Source organism: Pseudoalteromonas shioyasakiensis (genome assembly GCA_013391845.1).
Classification (GTDB): domain Bacteria; phylum Pseudomonadota; class Gammaproteobacteria; order Enterobacterales; family Alteromonadaceae; genus Pseudoalteromonas; species Pseudoalteromonas apostichopi.
The window spans coordinates 3,049,272-3,071,597 of record CP058414.1; the positions used below are offsets into that span (position 1 = coordinate 3,049,272).

The 22,326-nt window shown below is 40.9% G+C and carries 19 protein-coding genes; 14 read left to right on the forward strand and 5 right to left on the reverse strand.

Annotation, left to right across the window (positions count from 1 at the left end):
* Positions 1-68 precede the first annotated feature (68 nt).
* The 4 genes from HYD28_14000 to HYD28_14015 all read left to right on the forward strand — a co-directional run bounded on the left by HYD28_14000 (position 69) and on the right by HYD28_14015 (position 3,184).
* Positions 69-1,565: a deoxyribodipyrimidine photo-lyase gene (locus HYD28_14000; GenBank protein ID QLE09975.1), complete on the forward strand. Its 1,497-nt coding sequence runs from the start codon at positions 69-71 to the stop codon at positions 1,563-1,565.
* A complete protein-coding gene (locus HYD28_14005; protein ID QLE09976.1) occupies positions 1,555-1,707 on the forward strand; it encodes a DUF2256 domain-containing protein in 153 nt (50 codons plus the stop codon). Before HYD28_14000 ends, HYD28_14005 begins: the two co-directional genes overlap by 11 nt.
* Positions 1,708-1,796: 89 nt before the next feature.
* Complete coding sequence (locus HYD28_14010) at positions 1,797-2,225, forward strand: OsmC family protein (GenBank protein QLE09977.1); 429 nt, start codon at positions 1,797-1,799, stop codon at positions 2,223-2,225.
* 167 nt (positions 2,226-2,392) lie between these two features.
* Positions 2,393-3,184, forward strand: a complete 792-nt coding sequence (locus HYD28_14015) for a putative porin (GenBank protein ID QLE09978.1) — start codon at positions 2,393-2,395, stop codon at positions 3,182-3,184.
* Positions 3,185-3,251: 67 nt separating this feature from the next.
* Here HYD28_14015 and HYD28_14020 read toward each other — a convergent pair whose 3' ends face one another.
* The gene (locus HYD28_14020) at positions 3,252-4,742 is read right to left on the reverse strand and encodes a dipeptidase (GenBank protein ID QLE09979.1); all 1,491 of its coding nucleotides are present in this window, start codon (positions 4,740-4,742) and stop codon (positions 3,252-3,254) included.
* A 156-nt stretch (positions 4,743-4,898) separates the two neighbouring features.
* Here HYD28_14020 and HYD28_14025 point away from each other — a divergent pair, with 156 nt between their 5' ends.
* Positions 4,899-5,045 carry a DUF2986 domain-containing protein gene (locus HYD28_14025; protein QLE09980.1) on the forward strand — a complete coding sequence of 49 codons (147 nt, stop codon included), beginning with the start codon at positions 4,899-4,901 and terminating at the stop codon, positions 5,043-5,045.
* 285 nt (positions 5,046-5,330) lie between these two features.
* Positions 5,331-6,188, forward strand: coding sequence for an AraC family transcriptional regulator (locus HYD28_14030; protein QLE09981.1), 858 nt, complete (start codon positions 5,331-5,333; stop codon positions 6,186-6,188).
* 231 nt (positions 6,189-6,419) lie between these two features.
* Here HYD28_14030 and HYD28_14035 read toward each other — a convergent pair whose 3' ends face one another.
* Together HYD28_14035 and HYD28_14040 are read right to left on the reverse strand one after the other, a co-directional pair.
* Positions 6,420-8,552 (reverse strand): TonB-dependent receptor, encoded by a 2,133-nt coding sequence (locus HYD28_14035; GenBank protein ID QLE09982.1) that lies wholly within the window; start codon positions 8,550-8,552, stop codon positions 6,420-6,422.
* Positions 8,553-8,656: 104 nt separating this feature from the next.
* On the reverse strand, positions 8,657-9,508 hold the full coding sequence (locus HYD28_14040; protein QLE09983.1) for a universal stress protein: 852 nt from the start codon (positions 9,506-9,508) through the stop codon (positions 8,657-8,659).
* 268 nt (positions 9,509-9,776) lie between these two features.
* On the opposite strand from HYD28_14040, the gene HYD28_14045 reads away from it, so the two are divergent.
* Positions 9,777-10,967, forward strand: coding sequence for an MFS transporter (locus HYD28_14045; protein ID QLE09984.1), 1,191 nt, complete (start codon positions 9,777-9,779; stop codon positions 10,965-10,967).
* A gap of 102 nt (positions 10,968-11,069) precedes the next feature.
* Here the strand turns inward: HYD28_14045 and HYD28_14050 are convergent, their stop codons facing one another.
* Together HYD28_14050 and HYD28_14055 are read right to left on the reverse strand one after the other, a co-directional pair.
* The gene (locus HYD28_14050) at positions 11,070-11,261 is read right to left on the reverse strand and encodes a helix-turn-helix transcriptional regulator (GenBank protein ID QLE09985.1); all 192 of its coding nucleotides are present in this window, start codon (positions 11,259-11,261) and stop codon (positions 11,070-11,072) included.
* Entirely contained in the window at positions 11,258-11,686 is a 429-nt protein-coding gene (locus HYD28_14055) for a hypothetical protein (GenBank protein ID QLE09986.1), read from the reverse strand. The genes HYD28_14050 and HYD28_14055 overlap by 4 nt, the downstream gene beginning before the upstream one ends.
* 238 nt (positions 11,687-11,924) lie before the next feature.
* On the opposite strand from HYD28_14055, the gene HYD28_14060 reads away from it, so the two are divergent.
* The 7 genes from HYD28_14060 to HYD28_14090 all read left to right on the forward strand — a co-directional run bounded on the left by HYD28_14060 (position 11,925) and on the right by HYD28_14090 (position 22,283).
* A complete protein-coding gene (locus HYD28_14060; protein ID QLE09987.1) occupies positions 11,925-15,167 on the forward strand; it encodes a winged helix-turn-helix domain-containing protein in 3,243 nt (1,080 codons plus the stop codon).
* Between the two features lie 16 nt (positions 15,168-15,183).
* Entirely contained in the window at positions 15,184-15,561 is a 378-nt protein-coding gene (locus HYD28_14065) for a DP-EP family protein (protein QLE09988.1), read from the forward strand.
* 182 nt (positions 15,562-15,743) lie between these two features.
* Positions 15,744-17,477, forward strand: a complete 1,734-nt coding sequence (locus HYD28_14070) for a S8 family serine peptidase (protein QLE09989.1) — start codon at positions 15,744-15,746, stop codon at positions 17,475-17,477.
* A gap of 13 nt (positions 17,478-17,490) precedes the next feature.
* Positions 17,491-17,916, forward strand: a complete 426-nt coding sequence (locus HYD28_14075) for a hypothetical protein (GenBank protein ID QLE09990.1) — start codon at positions 17,491-17,493, stop codon at positions 17,914-17,916.
* 155 nt (positions 17,917-18,071) lie between these two features.
* On the forward strand, positions 18,072-18,491 hold the full coding sequence (locus HYD28_14080; protein QLE09991.1) for a hypothetical protein: 420 nt from the start codon (positions 18,072-18,074) through the stop codon (positions 18,489-18,491).
* 257 nt (positions 18,492-18,748) lie between these two features.
* Positions 18,749-19,627, forward strand: coding sequence for a sensor domain-containing diguanylate cyclase (locus tag HYD28_14085; protein ID QLE10567.1), 879 nt, complete (start codon positions 18,749-18,751; stop codon positions 19,625-19,627).
* A gap of 136 nt (positions 19,628-19,763) precedes the next feature.
* On the forward strand, positions 19,764-22,283 hold the full coding sequence (locus tag HYD28_14090) for a TonB-dependent receptor (GenBank protein ID QLE09992.1): 2,520 nt from the start codon (positions 19,764-19,766) through the stop codon (positions 22,281-22,283).
* Positions 22,284-22,326: the final 43 nt, after the last annotated feature.

Consider the following 22,326-nt stretch of genomic DNA (forward strand, 5'->3'; position numbering starts at 1 on the left):
CAACTCTTAGTAATCTAAAACGCTTTATAACCCGTATTGCTGCTCAGAAGTTAAAAGTAGCAATAGTCATGAGTAATTTAAAAAAACAAGCAATTAATATAGTGTGGTTTAAGCGTGATTTAAGGTTTTCTGATCACACACCTCTTGCCAAAGCAGTACAATCTGATCTCCCTTGCTTGTTAGTTTATAACTTCGAGCCTTTGCTGATTGAAGACCCTCATTACAACTTAAGACATTGGCGCTTTGTTTATCAGTCATTAGTCGATATGAATAAACAACTTAAAAAGTATCAGACTCAAGTTGCTATTTATAATCAAGAAATGATCAGTTTATTTAAAACACTTAATGATGAATTTGAAATAAAGACCGTATACAGTCATCAAGAAATTGGCCTACTAAACACCTACAACAGAGACAAAGATGTTAGGCATTGGCTTGAAAAAAGAGCAATTACATGGAATGAAACACCTCTGGGCGGTGTAATTAGAGCTCGTCCCAAACAATGTGACTGGCAAGATCACTGGCACACAGTGATGAATGAATCCCTTGATAACCCTGACTGGCTCAAGTTTAAAGCAATACTACCTAAAAAATATCAAATACCGAACTACATAAATAAATTAGCATCCCATGATAAATATTTTCAATATGGCGGACCTCATGCTGCTAGAGCTACCCTGAGGAGTTTTATCGAAAGTCGTGCTGCAGGTTATCAAAAAGGAATTTCCAGCCCATCACAAAGTAGGTATGCATGCTCTAGGCTCTCTCCTTATTTAGCATGGGGAAATTTAAGTCTGAGACAAGTTTATCAGACATTAAAGTATTACCTCCCAAAGCAACCTAGAAGCTGGCGTCGTTCATTACATGCTTTTGAGTCTAGGCTTCATTGGCATTGTCATTTTATGCAAAAGTTCGAAACTCAATGCAGTATGGAGTTTGCACCGCAAAATGCAGGCTACCTGCGTAACCCTTATCGCGATGATGAACTCGTTGCAGAGCACTTAAAGCGCTTTGAGCAAGGTCAAACAGGTATTCCTATTATTGATGCTTGCATGCGCTGTCTAGCAGCAACGGGTTACATTAACTTTCGAATGCGCGCTATGTTAGTGAGTTTTATGACCCATCATATGAATATCCATTGGCAATCAGTCAGCTTTATTTTATCGCGTTATTTTTTAGATTTTGAGCCAGGTATTCACTACCCACAAATCCAAATGCAAGCATCGGTCACAGGAACTAACACTATTCGTTTATATAACCCAATTAAGCAATCAAAAGACAAAGATCCTGATGGCTTTTTTATTAAAACCTGGTGCCCTGAGCTTAAAGAATTACCCATAGAGGATCTCCACCAGCCATGGCAACAGCCACCAATGGAAGCCGTGTTTAATAATTTTAAACTCGGCGAGGACTACCCAGAGCCCATGGTCGATATAGAACGCGCTGCCGAGGATGCTCGTGAGCGATTATGGTCATTTCGAGAGCGTGATGATGTGAAGCGTGGCACAAAAGCCGTACTACGCCAGCATATTACGAGCCTTAAAAGGCAACAGCATGGTTCATAAAAAGCTTAATTTACCCAGCAAAACTTGCCCAGTTTGTGACAGGCCATTTATGTGGCGTAAAAAGTGGCAGCGTGACTGGGAGCATGTTAAATACTGCTCTGAGCGTTGCAAGCGCGAAGCGAAAAGAAATATTGGCGTTTAAGTTGCACTTATATCGTTAACTCACAGTTTTCGGCACAAAACCCTGAAAGCCTTTCACGGTAGCCGAAAAAATTTACAAAGGAGATGACAATGACGATTAAAAAATCTGCACATACGAGTTGGTCTGGTGATATTAAATCTGGCAAAGGCTATATTTCTAGTCAAAGCGGTGCGCTTGATAAACAGCCATTTGGTTTTAATACTCGCTTTGAAGATAAGCCAGGTACTAACCCTGAAGAACTGGTTGCAGCGGCACACAGTAGCTGTTTTAGCATGGCGCTATCGCTGGCATTAACAGAAGCAGGCTTTGTCGCTGACGACATAACTACCAAAGCAACAGTGAGCCTTGATGAAGTTGATGACGGCTTCGAAGTGAGCCACATTGCACTTGATGTCAGCGCGAAAATAACTGAAATTTCGACCGAAAAGTTTGAGCAACTTTGCGAGCAAACCAAGCAGGGCTGCCCTATTTCTAAACTGATGAATGCCGAAATATCACTCACCACAAAGCTTAATTAATCACACTTGGCCAAGCGTTGCTTGGCCTTTTCATACCAATATGCTTAATTAAGTATTATGGCGATTAGGTATGCGACTCTTACAAACCCACAACACTTTATTACAATGTAAATACCAGCTTGTTGTATTATGTTTCTGAAACAAAACCAAATACAACAAGGATATGTATGTTTAAACAACTAGCCCCTATTGCTCTTGCAACACTTGCTTATTCAAGCTGCTCAATCGCAACAGAACAACAAGTAAATAAACAATGGTTCAATAGTATCGACTATACGCACATCGAGAATAACAGATATAGCTTTAATGCTTACCAATTAGTGAGCCATTACTACTTTGAAGAGCAGCAGAGCTCGGGTGTGCTCGATGATTATGGCTACCTAGATACAGATTCAAACATCCGAGTGAATTACTTTAATAGCGATTACACTGATTATCTTGGCATGTTTGGTGAAGGTTATTATAAAAATTGGTTTGTTACAGGTGAAATTTACGATGTTGATGATACTGATGACTATACCTTAGGAATAGGCTACTTATTTATTGATGCCTTAAAAGTCTCTGTAAATAGGGATGTGCGTGAATATGGTGATGATTATTTTCGCTTAAAAGCCCAGTATAACCTCCAAATCAACGATAAGGATTACCTTGGTTTTAGCGCAGAAACAGATGATGAACTCGACGTTTGGAATGTCTCTGCCAGATACTTTAATCATTTAAGCGGCAGCCATTACATTACCGTCGATGTTGGCCACCAAGACAGCCTTTATGAATCAGCAAGCAATGCCATGATCAGCTACTACTTCGGCGATCACTATGCCATAGGTGCAGGGTTGGATGACTCTGAACTCGTTTTACAAGGTAAGTACTTTATTAACGATCGCTATTATTTAACCGCGAATTACACTGAAAGCGGCTCTGCTGAACTTTATAACCTTAAGTTTGTTGCCCAGTTTTAAACTGGAATGAGTCACCAGTTTAAAACAAAAACGCCACTTTAAAAGTGGCGTTTATTAGTATGTAGAATTACATATTACCTAGCTTCATCATCATTGCAGTGTACATTTTTAAGTTCAGTGCTAACTGCTCTTCAGTAATAAACTCATGCTCTGAGTGGCCTGTGTACTTTTTACCTGGCATTGATGGACCGAATGACACCGCATTATCAAATAGCTTAGCATTTGTGCCACCACCGATTGATACAAAGCCCGCGTCTTTATCGCCGGTAAAGTGCTTAAAGATATCGAGTAGCGCTTCTGCATGAGGCGCACCATCTAACAGCATTGGCGTACCAATTACCACTTTAGTGTCTTTTAACGTGACATTATTCGTGGTTTGCCAAGCACTAAGCGCTTCATTAATTTGCTGCCTAAGCACGGTTTCTTGTTTACCCACTGGACGACGCATATTAATCGACAGTTTAATGTCGTTACCGTCGCGGCTTAATAAAGTTGGCGAAACGGTCATCGGACCCATAAAGTCATGCTTGTAACCGATTTCACCGAATTGCGCGCCATATAAATCAAGACCAATTAGCTGATTGATAAACTCAATTGCTTGACCATCGCTATTGTTCTCAAGATCGATGCCTTTGAAGATTTCAGCAAGGTGAGCAATCGCATTTTCACCCGCTTCTGGCTCCGATGAATGCGCAGAAATCCCCTTCACTTTCACTAACAAACCATTTGCTTGCTCAGTCATCGCCACTTTGACGTTTTTAAGCTTAGCGACATTATCATGTAATTTAGCCACAGTCGCCGCATCAGCGTTATGCACTAACACACTGGCATCTTCAGGGATTTGGCTAACAAAGGCGCCGCCTTTTAAGTCACTGACATATAAACCTGTTTGTGCTGAGGTTGCTGAGAAAGTCGGCGCAATTAAGCTCCAGCCTTTTTCTGCAACAACCACAGGGTATGAAGCATCAATAGTGACAGCATATTTAGGTTGCTGATAGGTTTTCATGAACTCTTCGAGTGGTGCCCAATCAGATTCTTCAGCAAGGTAAACCATTAATTCAATGCGGTTATTTAAAGTAATGCCGTTGTCTTTAATCGCCTTCATTGCATGCAATGCAGTCGCAATAGCACCTTTGTCATCTTCTGTCCCACGGGCTATTAGCTTTCCTGGCTCAGAGGTTTTATCCATTTTAAATGGACTTTGCTGCCATTTACTGACATCTGCTGGCTGCACATCACCATGGGTTACTATGGTTACTTTGTCAGCTTGGTTACCCATGCCAATTAATACTGTGTAGCCTAAATCTTGGTAATCAAAACCAAACTGCGCCGCTTTCATTTTTAAGAACGACTTAAAGCCAATGAAATCAGGGTTATCAGGAGTCGCTAGACCTTCTTTATTCACTGTTGGGTACGAAACTAAATTCTCTAAGGTATGAATTTGCGCTTGTTGATATTGCTCTACCGCGTAGTTAGCCAGCTTTTCACTTTGCTCAGACACAGCTGCCTGACTAGAGAAAGCACTTAATAAAAATGCAGCAAGTAATGAATGTTTCAAGATAAGCTCCAGAGTTTAAGAAGGTTTTTAGAAAGTCGCCTTGATTGTAACGCTTATAACGCCGACATAACATCTCTAATTCAAGCAAAATAGATCGCTTAAAAATACCAACAAGGTACAATAGCCACTCACCCTATTAATTCGTTTGTTAGACTCATGAACCGCAGAAAAAAGATCTTCACTAAACTTAAGCAAAAAGATAAGCGCGCCAATGCAAAATTGCATAAAAGCAATAAACCGGCATATATCTCAAAAGCAGAACGCGAAAAATTAGCACAGCAAGAAACTGAGCAGGAAAGTTAAAATACCTAGCGGTCAGCGGTAAGATTGTAGGCGCGATTTTACATCGCGCTACACAAAGAAACACTAAACCCCATAAAGAGAATAAAAAGCGTTGCGCTCTAGATAAAAAAGTATTTATTCAATTATCTTACCCTGATTTCTTCAAGGAGCTTCTAACGCTTTCTCTGGCTTAAAAGCACCTGCTACAATTCGTAAATGTTAAGCAAAATGCGCAATTTCAATCAGGTAACGACTTAGGGGCCATGGCAAACTGGCCTCACTTCTGAAAAGCATTAACGAGTAACTATGAAAACGAGGCAACAACAACGCATTGAGCTAGTCTGTGACTATATTAGTCAGCATCTTGATGAACCTTTATCACTGGAGACACTCAGTGAGGTGGCATGTTGCTCGAAATATCATTTTCATCGTTTATTTGTCGCGGGGGTTGGCCTAAGTGTCACCAAATATGCGCAACTTGCGCGCTTAAAGCGGGCCTCATTTCGAATTGCATTTGAGCATCAACTTAAAGTTATTGATATTGCATTAGAAGCGCAATTTGATAGCCCAGAAGCATTTAGCCGTGCTTTTAAGCGCACATTTAAGCAGTCTCCAAGCGAATTCAGAAGCAAACCAAACTGGCCTAATTGGCACACACAGTTTGAATTTTCATTACCCGATAAAAAGGTTTGCCCTATGAACGTAAATATTGTTGATTTTAAAGCACAGCCTGTGGCGTTACTTACCCACCAAGGCGCTGCAAATACCCTTATGAATACCGCTGCACAATTTATTGAGTGGCGCAAAGAGTCAGGCTTTTCACCCGTTAAAACGAGTAATACTTATGGGATCCCATATAGCGATCCGGCAACGACTGAAGACCATGCATTTCGTTTTGATTTTGCAGGCAGTATCACCTCACCGATTACTGAAAACCCGCAAGGCGTGCGTAATGGTGAAATCCCAGCAGGACGCTGTGCAGTAGTACGTCATAATGGTTCTCATGACACCATTAGCGATACAGTTTACTACTTATACCGTGAATGGCTGGTGCAAAGTGGCGAAGAGGTCCGAGACTTCCCTTGCTTTTTTCATTACCTCAACCTCATCCATGAGGTAGATGAATGTGACCTGCAAACGGATATATATTTGCCGATAAAATGATTGCGAGTTGCGAGACAAAGATTGTAGGCGCGATTTTATATCGCGCAATATAAAAAGATAACGCGCGAAATAAATTTCACGCCTACGACAGCTTATTTCACATTTTTATCGGACACGTGACCTGACTCGCTAACTTTACTCTCGTAACTAGAAACTCTGATTTTTAATCTGAAAGCTGACGGCTGATAGCTGACAGCTCTCTTTCCCCTAGCAACTCGCTAACTCCCTTCCCTAAAACCTATAACTCACACTGGCATTATACGAGCGGCCTTGTCCTGCAAGTTGCTCAAAGCCATTACTCATATCTTGCTTATAATTAGCAATACTTACACCGCCAAGTGGCTGTTGGTAGTATTCATCAAGTAAGTTGGTAATTGCTAACTTAAAGGTTAAATTTTGCCACGTTTTCTGACTTGAGATAGCCAATAGCTGATAGCTGTCGGTTTGGTTTTCTAAACGACGCTCATCAACATTAGTTTTACTATCAACCCACTGCCAGCTCAGTGCGTTTTGCCAGCCTTTGTATTCGTGCTCTAGGCTCAGCTCAGTGTGCAGTGGCATAATTTGATATAAGTCTTCATTGCTATCATCACGTTCGCCATGAGTACTGGTTAGTGAGCCTTTTAGCTGCCACTTTCCTGCTTGCTTTGTGTTGTAAAGTTCAATCAGGCCCGCCAGTTTTGCACCGTAAAGTGTCGCATCTAGGTTCGTGAAAGTAAGAATATTACGCTTAGTATGCGCCATGTCGGTGCGATTAAAGCTCTTAGTAACTTCAGCATCAATATAATCATTTACTTGCGTGTACCAAACATTCGCCGTTACTTGCCAGCTATCGTCTTTGGCTAATTTGGTGTAGCTAGAGCTTAATGTGTGGGCTGTTTCGGCTTCTAAATCTGGGTTACCAATATAACCGTTACCATCGCCAAACCAACCAATCATGGTGGTTGCCATCGTGCCGACACCCCAGCTATAACGCTCATATAAATTGGGTGCGCGATTTTTACGAGATAAACCAAATTGCAGCTCATCGTTGTTCGATAATTGATAGCGAGCAAGTAAGCTAATATCAACTAAAGTGTCGTCACGTTTACGGTCTAATTGGTTAAACTCCATCGCAGCTTGGGCATCGGTTTTTGACATATCCATCATCGATCCCATATGACCCATGCCGCCCATACCACCTTCGTTATAAGCCTGCACTTCGCCAGTATCTGTGGTTACTTGCTCAACACGAACACCTGCCGATACCCACCATGCTTGGTTTACTTGGTTTTGATACTCAGCAAATGCCGCAAGGCGGTCACGTTTGCCATCATTAATGTTTACGTATTCATTTGGGCCCATCATCATTGACCCTGCAACCGCTGGCCACCAATCATCAATTCGATAACCGTAGTATTCTTGCCCTATCATTAGTGACGACTGTTTTGATAAATCAGTGCGCCAGTGAATTTGATAACTGTAATCTTGTGCATCGGTATTCATTGGCATCATGCCGGTTTTCTCATTACTGAAAAAACCCATTTCGTGTTTTACATCATGCGCATTCACTTGCACCTGCAAATCACCATTTTCAAGCTCACGTTGATACTGAGCAACGAAACCATAGCTGGTGTTATCGGTCATATCCATGTATTGATTAGGAAAGCCTTGGTAAGGAATTTTTTGATGCGTCAACTTAATTACAAGCTGTTGTTTATCATCACGAATAGCGCCCGTTAAAGCATGATTTTGCACTCGATATAAGGTATCAAGTACACGCTCACCATGGCCATCATCATAACTGTTAGCATCTTCAAAGCTACCTTGGTAAGACAAGCTAAACTGTTTGCTAGCAAGGCTTGCACCTAGGGCGTATGCTTGGCTGTCGTTAACGCTCTTATACTGGGCAGTAACATAGCCAGCACGCCAGTTAACTGAGTCTGTATCACTAAATTCAGGGGCAATCGTATTTACCCTGATAACACCAGCAATATTATCACCGCCACTGCTTACCGGTGATACACCAGCAACAACACTATAAGAGGCAATTTGGTTTGCCGACACATAAGAGAGTGGCGGGTTCATTTGGTTAGCACACGCTGCTGTGACATCAGCACCATCAACTAAAACTTTAACTCTATCTCCCATCATGCCGTTCATCACCGGCAAGTTAGACACCCCTCCGGCTGCTGAAAAATCAACACCTAAATCTTTCAGTAATGAGTCAGCAGAGCCAACTAATTGATGGTTATTTTGGGCATGACCTTGCACTTCTATAACTTCAATAGAATCATCAGCAAAGGCAGAAATACTTAAAACACAGCTAAGTGCTGCAGCAATTTTAGAAAATAAAAAACCAGGGCGAGAAGATTGCGTGTTCATAACTCTTTTAAAATCAAAGCAAATAATTAATGACGCCGATTATAAAACTCATTAATTAGTCTGAACACGTGACATATTGTCGCACCCTGTCACAGGTAAATAACTTAGCGCAGCACCACTAAAGGAATACGGCTATCTTCAATCATTTTTAAGGTCGTGCTGCCTAAAAAGAATTGCCGCCATTTAGAGTGACCAAATGCGCCCATCACCATTAAGTCAACGGCATGGTCACTTTTATATCGCCACAAAGCTTGGTAAACATCGCCATCGAGCATGCGCGCTCTGACATTAAATCCGTTTTCAGCCAGCCTTGCTGAGGCGGTATCAAGTTTGTCTTGGCTGTGACCATCTTGTTTATCCACCATCACCAAGTGGCAATCTAAGCCAGATAAAATGCCACCATTGATAATTTGTGTAATCGCTTTGTCGGTACTTTCGCAGCCATCATAAGCCAGCATAAAATTTGTAGGCTCATGAAATTGCGGCGGCACAATCGCAACCGGGGTATGCACCTGACGGATCAGCGTTTCAATATGCGAGCCCAGTACTTTAAAGTCATCGTAATGGCCTTTACCTGAGCGGCCAATAATCATCACGCGGGCATTGTCTTCATGTTCAAGTAAGGCATCAACAAGACTCATTGAAAGCTGCTGTTGCTCAATCTCGGTTAGGCCTGCATGCTCGGCTTTTTTCATTGCTTCATCAAGCAATAATTGACCATGCTGCGACGCTACTTTGTTGCGCTCTTGTTCAAGTTTTGCCAATTGCTCTAACAATGAGGTTTGCGAGCCTAAACCAATAATTGCGGTTAAATCATCACTGCCCTGCGGCAAAGGTGGCTCTAAAGCATGCAGAAAATTTATCGGATGGCTGGAGCGCTTAGAAATCCAAATAGCCGCTTCTGTCACCGCATCGGTCATGCATGAACCGTCGATACAGGCAAATATCTTTTTCATTGCGCTCTCCTTTAAACCAATTTAATTAACCAAGTATAGTTCGCTTTTCATCTGTATTTAATTTGAACAGCAAAGACTTAAGAAGTTCAGGTTATTTTCTTATAGCAAACAAATATAGAACGTTCCAAAAAGTACTGTATCAACCCCGTTAATTTGTATTACAATAGCGCTGGGCACACATCTCTACTCCAGAACAAAGTATTTGTTACTGGCATTTTCAATTATCAAAAATCTATTTTGTTTTTAAATTTATTTTTAAAGGAATTACATGACTAACGTAGCCAACCCCCAAGGCAACGCAAGCACGTTTACCATTCTGATAGTATTGGCTTTAGGCACATTCATTTTAGGCCTATCAGAATTTTCTATGATGCCAATGTTGCCCTTGATCAGCGAAACATTTTCGTCTACGCCAGCGCAAAGTGGTTATGCCATCAGTGCTTACGCAATAGGCGTAGTCGTCGGTGCCCCGCTATTTATGATCACAACCGCCAACATGCGTAAGCGCAATGCACTGTTGATGTTTGTCAGTATGATGTTTTTATTCAATGGTTTAAGTGCTTTTGCAAACTCACTTGAGCAACTTATTTTATTTCGCTTTTTAAGTGGTTTACCACACGGTGCCTACTTCGCCGCTGCTATTTTATTAGCCGCCGATATCGCCCCTGCCGATAAACGGGCAAGCTTTATGTCAAAAGTATTTATGGGTTTAACCATTGCTACTATCGTTGGCGTGCCCATGGTCACCCTTGTGGGTCAAAACTTTAGCTGGCGTTATTGTTTGGCGGGCACCGCTGTACTTGCGTTAGTTGCCTTGGTATTGATTGTGAAATACGTACCTAACGTAAAAAATACCGCACCAACATCGATTCTCGATGAGTTAAGTGTATTAAAGAACAAGCTCGTATGGACCATTCTAGGTATCATCATTATTGGTTTTGGTGGTGTATTTTGTGTTTACACTTACATTGCTGACACTATTTTAGAAGTCACCCATACCCCTGCTTACACTATCTCTATTGCCATGATCATGTTTGGTATTGGCTGTACTTTAGGTAACTACGTATTAGGTAAAGCCGCCGACCACTCACCGCTGAAAACCACAGGCGCAGCGCTAATTGGTGCTATAGTATTTGCTGCCAGTTATGTAAGCGCCAGCCACAATATTTGGCTGTTATATGCGGTTATTTTCTTTATTGGCTTTAGCGTGGGTTTAGGTACTGTGATCCAATCGCTATTAATGGATGTATCACCACAAGGCCACGCCATGATAGGCGCACTTGTGCAATGTGCGTTTAATACAGCCAATGCCATTGGCCCTTGGCTTGGCGGCATGGCTATTGCCGAAGGCGCACTGCCAAGTCAAACAGGCTATGTTTCGGCGGCACTATTCTTAGGTGGCTTTTTAATGTGGTCGTTAAGTGCGATGCAGATGAAAAGACAAAGCTGTAAGCCTTAAGCTCTCAAAAATGTAGCAGCGATTTTATATCGCGTAGGATAAGTGGCGTTTAACCTGAATGATTTAACATTCGGCGTTAAAACGCCTCCTACGCTATCAAACTTACTCATCCTGAAATATCTCTTCGATACTCAGGTTAAATAAACGCGCGGCTTTAAATGCTAATGGCAAACTTGGGTCAAATTTACCTTTTTCTATCGCATTAATGGTTTGCCTAGACACATCCAAAAGCTCTGCGAGTTTCGCTTGGGTGTAGTTGTGCTCAGCACGAAGCACTTTCAAGCGGTTTTTCATTCTTCGCCCTCGTCGTTTAACTGCTTATTCATCATTAAAAGACTCACTAAATAGGTTAAGCTCATAAAGATTACGAGGTGCGATATATCTTCTTTAAAGCTTATTAAACCGCTTGATTGCACCACCGAATAAGCTAAACCAAATACCAAGCTTGCACCCAAAGTAATGGCCATTGCATTAAGGTGCATACGCTGCTGAAGCTCATCCATTCCTTGTAGTTGTCGCTTGTTCGATAAAATCATCTTGATGCCAACTACGACATTAATTAAGATTGCTACAACACTAAAAACAGCCTGCTCTTGCCATAAAAAATGTGGTCCAAATGAGGCAATTGCTAAAGTAATCACCCATGCTGATGTCCATTTAGCGAGATTTAGCGTGTTCTGCTTATTACGCTGTTTAAAGGTTAATCCTGTTCGATTCATTATTCTCACCTTAAAAGTAAAGTAAACTTGACTAAAGATTAATCTAGCAACACAAAAAGTCAAACAAACTTTACAAAAAGTTTTATATACACGACATCAATATGATTTTTTAATGTCAGAAAAGGCAAGGTGCTTGCTGTTAATCTCATAATATTGTATTAATCAAAGTATCGCGTAGTCTTATAAAAAATCGGTCCAATCGGACTGCGTTTCTAACAATAACAATGAAGATAACACTATGAATACGGCACTGTTTTTCGTTGGAGAATGGCAAGTTACCCCGGCTACCAACTCAATCCGACGCGGTGAGCAAACAAAGCATCTTGAACCCAAGGCGATGGATGTATTACTGCTGCTTTGCGAAAAACAAGGTGAGCTACTAACGAGCGAAGAAATCATCAGCCATTGCTGGCCAAATGTAGCGCTGGGTGACAACCCCCTGCATAAAGTGATCACCCAATTACGTAAAGCCTTTGACGATAAAGCAAGCGATCCGCATTACATAGAAACCATTCGTAAACGCGGTTATCGAGTAATTGCCGAAATCAACTTTCCACTCAACGAAGAACAAAAAGCCAGCCAAACCAGTTGGCAAGGTGACTCGCCTTTTGTTGGCTTAAGTGCGTTTGCACCAGAGCAAGCCGATGTATTTTTTGGTCGTAACAAACAAATTGCCACCTTGTTACAGCGGGTATCGGCTCAAATTGAGTTTGGTCGCGCATTTTGCTTAATTTTAGGCGCCAGTGGTTCAGGTAAATCATCGTTAGTTAACGCAGGTGTATTGCCCGCTTTAATGTCGAGTAATGGCTACGATGGCATTAGAGTACACAGTTACTGCCAACTCGACTTTGCCGATGTGAGCAAAGAGCGCTTACTGCTTGATTTAGCCTCAACCTTGCTCGATTTAGAAGTAAACGACGCACCTGTACTTAGCGATATAAGCGCCGATGCGTTGGCTGAATTGTTATTAACAGATCCAGAACAGGTTATTTCCCGCTGTAAAGCAGCACTTGCAGCGCTAAATGCAGAGCGCACTACGCCCTATCTATTTTTATTTATCGACCGGCTCGAAGTGCTATTGTCATCGCCGCTATTTAGCGATGACGAGCGCAACCAGCTGTTAGCACTTATTGAGCGCCTAGCAACAAGTGGCTGCATGATCATTTTTAGTGCCTGTCGTAATGACTTTTACCCGCAAGTAGTCAGTCAACCAAGTTTAATGGCAGGCAAAGCCAATGGCGCACATTTTGATTTATTAGCGCCAACTCGCTCTGAGCTTAAGCAAATGATCCGTTTGCCAGCACTTGCAGCAGACTTAAGTTGGCAACATCACCCAGAGCATCACACACCGCTTGATGAACAACTTTGTAACGATACTGCCAATAACCCTGATGCATTGCCGATGCTGCAATACACCTTGCAGCAGCTTTATTTACAGCGCAGCCCAGACAACGAATTATTGTTTTCTGAATACCAAGCCCTAGGCACTATCGAAGGAGCCATCGGCCAAAAAGCCGAACAGGTATTTTGCCAATTACCCAAAGACCAACAAACTGAACTTGCTGTAGTTCTTTCTAAGCTGATCACTTTAAACCCAGATGGCGAAACGCTCACCAGCCGTGCAGCACATTGGAGCGAATTAACCAGCCCTGCTGCGACCAAGCTTGTTCAGGCTATGGTCGATAGTCGCTTGTTTGTATCACACCTTAAAAATGAGCAAGCCTGCTTTAGCCTTGCCCATGAAGCCCTGCTACGCCATTGGCAACGCGCCATAGATTGGGTGCAAGAGCACCAACAAAGCTTAGCAATTCAAAGTCGTGTGCAACTAGCCACCGGGCGCTGGCTGCTTGAACATAAACACAGCGACTTTTTATTAGCCCAAGGCAAACCGCTGCAAGAAGCACAAAGCCTAGTTAAAAACCCTATGTTTAGCTTATCGAGCGACGAACAAGCGTTAATTAAAGCTTCTAATAAAAAAGCCAAACGTAAAAAACGCGTGTTACAAATAACGGCGGCTGCACTTGTGTGCTTAACCTTTATTGCCACATTTATGAGCGTGCGCAGCTATCACGCCGAACAAATAGCAAAACAAAAACGCCAAGAAGCTGAGAGTTTATTGGGTTTTATGGTCGGTGAATTTGCCGATAAACTCAGAAGCGTTAAGCGTATGGATTTACTGGATGGTATTAGCAATAAAGCCCTTGAGTATTTTACCAATCAAGACGAAGAAGCGGCCTCGTTGTTTGACTTTAGCGATAAACAAGCCGAGTTTAATAACCGTTTTCAATACGCTCAAACCTTAGAGGCCATGGGCGAAGTGGCGTACTCGCGCGGCAAAACCGACGAAGCCTTCACCGCCTTTGAAAATGCCCGTGTTCGACTAGAGTCTTTACTAAAAATTCAACCTAATAACCTTGATTTACTAATGCTCGCTGGGGCTAATGCTTTTTGGCTAGGGCAATTAAGCTTTGATAGCAGTGACTATACAGGCGCCGAGCCTTGGATAAAGCGCTACCAAGAACACAGCGAACAAATGTACAAATTAGCACCCAACGATTTTAACTCAATTATGGAGTTATCTTACTCTTATAACTCGTTAGGTTCATTATACTTAAAACAATTTGACTACGCGCTCGCAAAGCAGAGCTTTACTGAATCTTTAAAACTTAAAAACCAAGCCCTTGAGTTAAAACCTAATAACAAAAATTTATTACGTGATAAGACAGATACCATCAGTTGGATTGCAAGTACTGAAGAAAACTTAGGGCATTTCAATGAAGCTCTCAAGATTTTTGAACATGCAGAAAATGAAGCAAGTAAAATGTTAACTAAGTATCCGGCCGATGCTAGTGTATTAACATCCCTAGCATATAAACATATCCAGCAAAGCTACTTGTTAAGTTACTTCCCTGATAAATCAAAATCTTACGAAAAAGCAAAGCAAGCAACAGAAACGATTAACAAAGCAAGATTGCAAGATGTTCAAAATAAAACTATTGAACGGACATACTATCAGTTTCTAGCTTATCAACTTTCTCTCTCTGATAACCTAAATATAGACATTAGAGTTAGTGAAATAATAGAATTTTTAGACACCAACAAGTCATCTAAAAGTCAAATAATCAGTATAAAAATCAGCTTAATAGAATATTTAATTAATAGAAAAAATATGAAAATGGCTTTAGAGATTTTAAAAAGCTTAGATGAAAATAATATGCTATCCAATGCGCTTGACATAGAAAATGTACGACTTCATACAAGAATTTTGTTAATTAAAGCGAGTTTGGCTGAATCACAACAAGAAAAGAACTCTTTATGTACAAATGCAGTTACAACTCTAAATAAAATAAGTAAAAAAACTAAAAGTATAAATTTTACTTTCCCATTAATTCAGGCATATACCTGCCTAAATAAATCACACGAAATAGAAGCAACCATTGTTCCGGTAAAAAAACTGGGAATAATTAATTTTCAACTATAAAAGCAAAGGAAAAAACATGAGTGAAGGTAAAGTTTACAATTTCACAGTAAATATTGAATTAGATAGCAACAAAAAAGCTGTATTTACATACTTCCAAGATGGTCAACAAGTATCTGGTGGTGGGGTTGTTACAGAAAGAGATAGTCTTGGGGTTTACACCCTAAATGAAGAAACTCAAAAAAGAGGGTTCTTATTTTCTGCCGCTACATTTAGTAATCTTAAAGGTGACTGTGCTAAAGATTTCAGTTACGAGGTTACAAACGCTGGCACGGTAATCAATATTTCAGATACCGATGAAAACAGCGGTACAGCATGTATGATCTTCACGGTTAGCTGCAATGGTGAGGAATATCAAAGCGAAGATCCGCAATTTGAGAATAAAGACCGAGTTTAGTTAATAGAAATAACACCAACAAAAGGCTCCACCAAGGAGCCTTTTATCAAGCCCCACAACCTATAAAATCATCAGCTAAATACATACCAAAGGTTGTCACCAGAACAGAAAAGTGACACTATTGTATTATTAAAATAACTTTAATAATCATAACACTACATATTAAAAGGATTGTGTAAAAAATGTATGTAAAACACGCACTATTAAGTTTTTGCCTCCTCGGTACTTTTAGTACGATTGCGGTTGAAAATCTTAACAACAATGACCCACTGACTTCTCACCAATGGCATCTAAATACCAACGATTCTGCTAGTACTGGTCTTAACCTCGTTGACTCTGATTTAGTGGGTATAAAAGGTCAAGGTGTCACCGTTACAATTATCGACGGTGGTGTAGAGTTAACCCACCCTGATTTGTGGTCAAATGTGACCTCTGGATCAATGAACTTACGTGATAGCAATCAGCCCCTTACTGATAGCAAAGGCCATGGCACAGCTGTTGCCGGTATTATTGCAGCGACCGAAAACAACAACCTAGGTGGCCGAGGCGTTGCTCCTTCAGCAAAAATTATTGGTTTTAACTATTTAGAATCGCAATCAATCAGTAACTGGCTGCTTTCTCATGGCTTTTCAGATGATGAGCTTGCCAGCTCGCGCGTGTTTAATCAAAGCTATAGCAGTAAGCCAACATTGTTCACTAATGTCGACGCATCACTAACCATGAGCTTAAAAGAACACGCAATGAAGCAAGTTGTTTTAGACAGTAATGATGGTTTAGGTGCATTGTTTATAAAATCCGCTGGTAATGCTTATCAACAATACAATACATTTATTGGCGATACTGAATTCCAGATTATGCCTTATGAGAACCAAGAGCGTTTTAACAATTTTGGCCTTCCATTTCACAATGCCAATATTAGCGCTGACAATGCGAGCTTTTGGAACTTAGTGGTTTCTGCATACAATGCAGAAGGAAAATTAGCATCTTATTCTTCTGTTGGTGCGAATGTCTTTTTAACTGCACCAGGCGGAGAATATAGCCAAGATGGTGTGGGTATCACAACCACAGATTTAACAGGTTGTGACTTGGGGTATAACAGAGGTCATGATAATACGCTAAATAACTTAGGTATTGATCCTTCTTGTGATGCGACCACAACAATGTATGGTACATCGGCCGCAGCGGCTAACACCTCAGGTGCTGTTGCACTGGTAATGTCTGCCAATCCTCAACTGGATGCGCGCACCGTCAAACATGTGTTAGCAAAGACAGCTCGTAAAATAGATCAATCAAACCAAGGAGTCGCCCTTACTTTTACCGATAACAGCGATAATTTTGTGAGCTATTCAGCTATTGATGGCTGGCAACAAAACAATGCAGGCTATAACTATCATTATTTTTACGGTTTAGGTGCAATTGATGTAGATGCAGCGGTTACCTTAGCGAAAGAAACAACCAGCAACTTACCCCCTTTAAAAATAACTGCATGGCAAACACATAATAATCACACCATCATTCCTGATGCGAGCTTAAATGGCGCGCAAAATAGTATGTCTAGCAATGAGGCGTTAACGATTGAAGCTGTACAGTTAAAGGTGTCGATTGATCACGCTCGTTTTAGAGATCTCGCTATTGAATTAATTTCTCCAGCAGGTACACGTAGCGTTTTATTAAGCCCTCGTACTGGCCTTATTAACATTAATAACGATAGCATCGAGAATGCTGTTTTATTAACTCAGCATTTTTATGGCGAGTCATCGTTAGGTGATTGGAAAATTCGTTTAATCGATACTGATAAAGGTGATAGCCAAACGCTTTTATATAATGAAAAAACAGGTTTATTAAGTATGAATGACGAAAATAATAGCCTTGATGGCGTATTAAAATCGTGGTCGCTGCGTTTCTATGGTCATTAATAAAGGAGTTATGATGAAAACTAACAACTATTATGTGTATGCTATTTTAATTTTTTCTGTTCTTTTTTCTGTCAATGTAAGTGCGGCAGGTATTACCTCAGGCAAAGCTATCTTGACTCAATTAGCAAGTTCCAATAATTCTAATTTAGCAGTGGGTAACATTATCACTGACCAACAAAATGGAGCTGGTTTACAGCTAACGGGCGATTTAGTGTTAAAACTTACAGAGTCAGTTTATTTTGCTGACATTGCAACTCGCTATCAGTTAACACTCAAACATCAGGTCAGTGATTTTTTTGTTGTGAGCGCCGATTCAGCTAACCTCAGCCAATTATTAGCTCAATTAGCGAATGAACAAGCGATTATTCAAGTACAAATGGATACGCGAGAACTGGGTGAAAGTGCCGACCCGCAAGTAGAAAATAAAGAAGAAGTATAAAACCTAGAAATAACACCAACAAAAGGCTCCTTAATAGGAGCTTTTGTATAACAAGAAAACAAGTTTATTAAATATGAATGATGTAAATAATAATCTTGATAGCGTATTAAAATCGTGGTCGCTGCGTTTCTATGGTCACTAATAAAGGAATTATAATGAAAACTAACAACTATTTTGTTTCTGCTATTTTAATTTTGTCTGTTCTTTTTTCTGTCAATGTAAGTGCGGCAGGTATTACCTCAGGCAAAGCTATCTTGACTCAATTAGTAAGTTCCAATAATTCTAATTTAGCAGTGGGTAACATTATCACTGACCAACAAAATGGAGCTGGTTTACAGCTAACGGGCGATTTAGTGTTAAAACTTACAGAGTCAGTTTATTTTGCTGACATTGCAACTCGCTATCAGTTAACACTCAAACATCAGGTCAGTGATTTTTTTGTTGTGAGCGCCGATTCAGCTAACCTCAGCCAATTATTAGCTCAATTAGCGAATGAACAAGCGGTTATTCAAGTACAAATGGATACGCGAGAACTGGGTGAAAGTGCCGATCCGCAAGTAAAAAATGAAGACTAAAACTAAAAAACTTCATAAAAAGCTCCTTTCAAGGAGCTTTTTTACATTTAAAAACAACAACTTAAAACCAGAAGATTACCAGAAGGTTAATTTGCACTTTTTTAAGTAACTTTATAGACACCAAAATCGTTTGCATCGGCAAAAAGGAAACGAACGTGTCTACTAATAAAAATGAACAACCAAGCACTGCTAAATCAGAAGCGAAAAGCTCACTTGCGCAGTCTATCAATTCAGAGCAACTTGCGCTGATTGCACAAATGTTTCAGAACATTCCTGAAGGAGTGTTTATCATTAATGGTCAAGGCACGTTTGAATTTGCAAACCCGATGGCGGCACAGCTTTTAGGTGACAACCAAGAAGCGTTAATCGGGCAAAACATTTTACATTACCTACACGACACCGACCGTGATAAATACATGTATACCCTACTTAGTTGGTTAGACCATAAAGACTCGCCGATAAGTCTTGGGCCAAACGAAGTTAAAATAAACCGTGCCGACAGTAAAACCCTTGAGGCGGATTTATGTATATCGAGCCTGCCAAAAAACATTGCCGTTGCAGAAAATTTATTTATTTGTGTATTACATGATTTATCATCACATAAAGAACAATATAATCGTTTAATTAAACAGGCTACCACTGACCATTTAACCGGCCTTGCAAATAGATTAACCCTTGAGGAATCATTAAAAGAGCATTGGCAAGAAAGCGTACAAACCAACCAAGCTATTAGCACTATATTAATCGACATCGATTACTTTAAATTATTCAATGACCGATTTGGTCATGTAAAAGGCGATAAATGCTTACAAAAAGTAGCAAGTATAATCGCAGAATCACTCCCTTCTCGCGATTGTTTAGCAGCCCGTTATGGTGGTGAAGAATTCGCCATTATATTACCCCGCTGTCAAAAAGACACGGCCGCCGCCATTGCTAAACATATTCAAATAAAAGTAAATAACATGCCATTTACTGATATAGGTTTACCAAGTGATTTTAGAATAAGTGTAAGCCAAGGAATTGCCTGTGAGTTTAATAATCAATATCGTACTTCAGAGGCATTAATTTGCGCAGCAGATACTGCTTTATACCGAGCAAAAACAGAGGGTAGAAATAAAATAAGCATTAGCGCTTAACTAAGTTAATATAATGTAAATATAGTGAGCTAAATAGCTTGTTAAGATAATCATATAGTATACTTTTATGTTATTTGTTTGTTCCTTTTTTATTGATAAACTGCGAAGCGAAATCAACGTCAGAAGGGATCCAACAATGACATTTTTTAAAAAAGTACCTTTGCAACTCGCAATTGCAAGTACACTCGCTACATCAGTGACTGCAATCGCTGCTGAGCAAACAACTGACAACACCGTTCAAGATGTTGAAGTTATTTCTGTTACAGGTACTCGCCGTAGCCTTCGTAGCATTTCTGAAAGTACCGTGCCTGTCGATTTATTAACAAGCCGCGATTTATCAAGCACAGGCCAGCTTGATATGAGCCAAGTATTGGCATCACAATTACCAAGCTTTAACTACCCGAGTGCCACCATTGCTGATGGCACTGACCACGCGAAACCGGCTGTTTTACGTGGCCTTGCCCCTGATCACACATTAGTTCTTATTAATGGTAAACGCCGCCATGCCGGTGCATTATTAAACTTAAATGGTACGGTTGGCCGTGGTTCAACGGCAGTAGATTTAAATAATATTCCTACCTCAGCAATTAAGCGCGTAGAAGTACTGCGTGATGGCGCTGCCGCGCAATATGGTTCTGACGCGATTGCTGGTGTAATTAACATTGTACTAAAAGATGCCGATGAAGGCGGTAGTGTAAGCTACACATACGGTGAGTACGACACTCAAATGGCAGGCTCTCCTCAGCTACTAAACACTACAACTGATAGCGAAGGAAACCTAAGCTTTGAAACTGGCAGCGACCGTGAAGTAAACGACGGCATTTCGCGCACAGCAAGTGCTAATGCGGGCTTTGCGCTGGGCGATAACGGTTTTATTAACGTGTCGATTGAGTCACGCAATAACGAGCCAACAAACCGCTCTGGTTTTGATGCACGTGAGCAATATAGCCGTGATGAGAATGGCAATTTAGATTCGCGCGAATTTGACTTTGACCGCTATAACCACCGCTTTGGTAAAGCCGCTATCGAAGACTTCGCGCTTTTTTATAACTTAGGTTATGAGTTTGATAACTCACTATCGCTTTACTCATTTGCAAGTTACTCAAACCGTAAAGGTAATTCAGGTGGTTTTTATCGTCGTGCGAAAGACTCTCGTAACTTACCTGAAGTATATCCTGACGGTTTCTTACCACAAATTGATACCGACGTAGATGACTACTCATTTGCGATTGGTCTAAATGGCGAAACTAATGATTGGGCTTGGGATGTAAGCACTAATTATGGTCGTAATGACTTTGGTTTAGGTGTTAGCAATAGTTTAAACACTTCAATGGGCGTAAATAGCCCAACAGAGTTTGATAACGGTGCGCTTGTGTACGAGCAATACCTAGTGAACATGGATGCTAGCAACACGCTAGACTTAGGTTTACCTGATGATGTGTTTGTCACCATTGGTGCTGAGTATCGTCACGAAAACTACCAAATTAAAGCAGGTGAAACAGCCTCTTACCTAACTGTATTAGATGACGATGGCAACCCTGTTGCTGCCGGTGGTGCACAAGTTTTAGCAGGCTTTTCACCTGACAGTGCAACCGATAAAAGCCGCCATAATGTCGCTATTTTTGCTGAGTTTGATACCTACCTTACAAGCGACTGGAATGTGGTTCTCGCTGGCCGCTTTGAAGATTACAGTGACTTTGGTAGTACTTTTACATCAAAACTGGCTTCTCGTTACAGCGTGAATGAATCATTGTCTCTACGTGGTGCTATTAGTACTGGATTTAGAGCGCCATCACTTGCACAAACGTCTTACAAATCGGTAAGCACGGTATTTGAAAATGGTATTCCAAGTGAAGTTGGTTTGTTCCCTGTTGATGAACCTGCGGCGCGTGCACTGGGTGCTCGTGACCTTGATGCAGAAGAATCAGTCAACATGACGGCGGGCTTTATCTTTACCCAAGGTGGTTTTAGCTTAACCCTTGATGCATATCGCATTGAAATAGACGACCGTATTGTATTATCTGAAAACTTAAGTGGCCCTGAAGTTGAAGCGATTTTAGCCGAAGCAGGCGAAGTAAATACACAGCGTGTTCGTTACTTTACTAATGCCATTGATTCACGTACGCAAGGTGTTGATATTGTTGCGACTTACTCATTAGGCTTAGAAAAATATGGTGATTTACGCTTAAGTGCTGCGGTTAACTTTAACGACACTGAAGTGACGAATGTTAAAGAAAACCCAGCAGAGCTTGAAGCGCTTGGTGATAGCTACGAATACTTTGCGCGCCGTGAAATAACCCGCTTTGAAGAAGGCACCCCAGCAAATAAGTGGAACTTATCTGCAACATGGGATTATGAAAACTTCCAAACAACACTTCGTGCCACGCGTTACGGTGAAGTGGTGGATACATCAAGCACACCTGAAGGTGATGAAGTACTTGATGCTAAATGGATTGCTGACTTAGAAGTGGCTTACCGCCCTGATGAGCAGTGGAAGTTCGCATTAGGCGCTAATAACCTGTTTGATCAGTATCCTCAAGATACTGTAAGTAATATTGGTTATAGCGATTTCAACCAAATTTTCCCTTATAGTGGCTTTGCGCCATACAGCTTAGATGGCCGTTTTATTTACGGTAACATCACTTATAGCTTCTAAAAAAAAGCGGTGATGACCTAGGTCATCACCGCTAGCTTCTGAA

Bases quoted from the DNA above. Each gene is read 5' to 3' on its own strand.
- HYD28_14045 (QLE09984.1), top strand. From the start codon at position 9,777: ATGACTAACGTAGCCAACCCCCAAGGCAACGCAAGCACGTTTACCATT.
- HYD28_14015 (QLE09978.1), top strand. From the start codon at position 2,393: ATGTTTAAACAACTAGCCCCTATTGCTCTTGCAACACTTGCTTATTCA.
- HYD28_14005 (QLE09976.1), top strand. From the start codon at position 1,555: ATGGTTCATAAAAAGCTTAATTTACCCAGCAAAACTTGCCCAGTTTGT.
- HYD28_14080 (QLE09991.1), top strand. From the start codon at position 18,072: ATGAAAACTAACAACTATTTTGTTTCTGCTATTTTAATTTTGTCTGTT.
- HYD28_14000 (QLE09975.1), top strand. From the start codon at position 69: ATGAGTAATTTAAAAAAACAAGCAATTAATATAGTGTGGTTTAAGCGT.
- HYD28_14055 (QLE09986.1), bottom strand. From the start codon at position 11,686: ATGAATCGAACAGGATTAACCTTTAAACAGCGTAATAAGCAGAACACG.
- HYD28_14030 (QLE09981.1), top strand. From the start codon at position 5,331: ATGAAAACGAGGCAACAACAACGCATTGAGCTAGTCTGTGACTATATT.
- HYD28_14075 (QLE09990.1), top strand. From the start codon at position 17,491: ATGAAAACTAACAACTATTATGTGTATGCTATTTTAATTTTTTCTGTT.
- HYD28_14035 (QLE09982.1), bottom strand. From the start codon at position 8,552: ATGAACACGCAATCTTCTCGCCCTGGTTTTTTATTTTCTAAAATTGCT.
- HYD28_14060 (QLE09987.1), top strand. From the start codon at position 11,925: ATGAATACGGCACTGTTTTTCGTTGGAGAATGGCAAGTTACCCCGGCT.
- HYD28_14050 (QLE09985.1), bottom strand. From the start codon at position 11,261: ATGAAAAACCGCTTGAAAGTGCTTCGTGCTGAGCACAACTACACCCAA.
- HYD28_14040 (QLE09983.1), bottom strand. From the start codon at position 9,508: ATGAAAAAGATATTTGCCTGTATCGACGGTTCATGCATGACCGATGCG.
- HYD28_14090 (QLE09992.1), top strand. From the start codon at position 19,764: ATGACATTTTTTAAAAAAGTACCTTTGCAACTCGCAATTGCAAGTACA.
- HYD28_14085 (QLE10567.1), top strand. From the start codon at position 18,749: ATGTTTCAGAACATTCCTGAAGGAGTGTTTATCATTAATGGTCAAGGC.
- HYD28_14010 (QLE09977.1), top strand. From the start codon at position 1,797: ATGACGATTAAAAAATCTGCACATACGAGTTGGTCTGGTGATATTAAA.
- HYD28_14065 (QLE09988.1), top strand. From the start codon at position 15,184: ATGAGTGAAGGTAAAGTTTACAATTTCACAGTAAATATTGAATTAGAT.
- HYD28_14070 (QLE09989.1), top strand. From the start codon at position 15,744: ATGTATGTAAAACACGCACTATTAAGTTTTTGCCTCCTCGGTACTTTT.
- HYD28_14025 (QLE09980.1), top strand. From the start codon at position 4,899: ATGAACCGCAGAAAAAAGATCTTCACTAAACTTAAGCAAAAAGATAAG.